This window comes from Arthrobacter sp. B0490, from assembly GCF_002929355.1.
Taxonomy (GTDB): Bacteria; Actinomycetota; Actinomycetes; order Actinomycetales; family Micrococcaceae; genus Arthrobacter_D.
The window spans coordinates 1-640 of the sequence record NZ_PJIR01000099.1; the positions used below are offsets into that span (position 1 = coordinate 1).

The 640-nt window shown below is 39.7% G+C and carries 1 pseudogene; it reads right to left on the bottom strand.

The features are described 5' to 3' along the window. Positions 1–184: 184 nt before the first annotated feature. A pseudogene (locus CXQ97_RS18825) lies at positions 185–640 on the bottom strand (IS30-like element ISL7 family transposase); the annotation flags it as partial.

The window sequence follows — 640 nt, forward strand, 5'->3', positions numbered from 1 at the left end:
TATCTAGTCTAATCCAATCTAATCTTACTTGCATTTATTAAACTTACTAAAAGTAACCAACAACTTACTTTTCAGTATAGCAAGTAATACTAAGAATGTACATCATTACTTATGAAAGAAATTTTTTTCTTCGCCAATTGCAAGAATAAATTGAACACTTACCATAACATCTAGTAGATTTTGACTATCTACGCCGGTAAATGCGGTCAAGTTCGGTGTCAAAGTACTCTTCTGGAGTCTTGTAGTTTAAGATCTTCCGAGGAAGAGAGTTGCACCATACCTCGATCTTAGCAATATCTTCCACACTGTACTTATCCATACGGTCTCCCTTGGGAATATAGCGCCTGATAAGCCCGTTGTGCCGTTCTACGCTGCCTTTATCACAGGATGTATAAGGGTGAGCGTAGTACACAAGAGTCTTGGAAACTTGCTCAAGATCGGATAGATCTGCGAACTCAGATCCGTTGTCGGTTGTGATAGACTTAAAGATTTGATTCCATTTGGATCCGTAGTACTCTCGAAGCTTATCAAATGCCTTCATAACGCTAGCTGAGGTCTTATCCTCAATCTTGATCATGAAGAACTGACGCGTCTTTCGTTCGCACAGAGTAAGCAACACATCATCGTCCTTAGTCTTGTG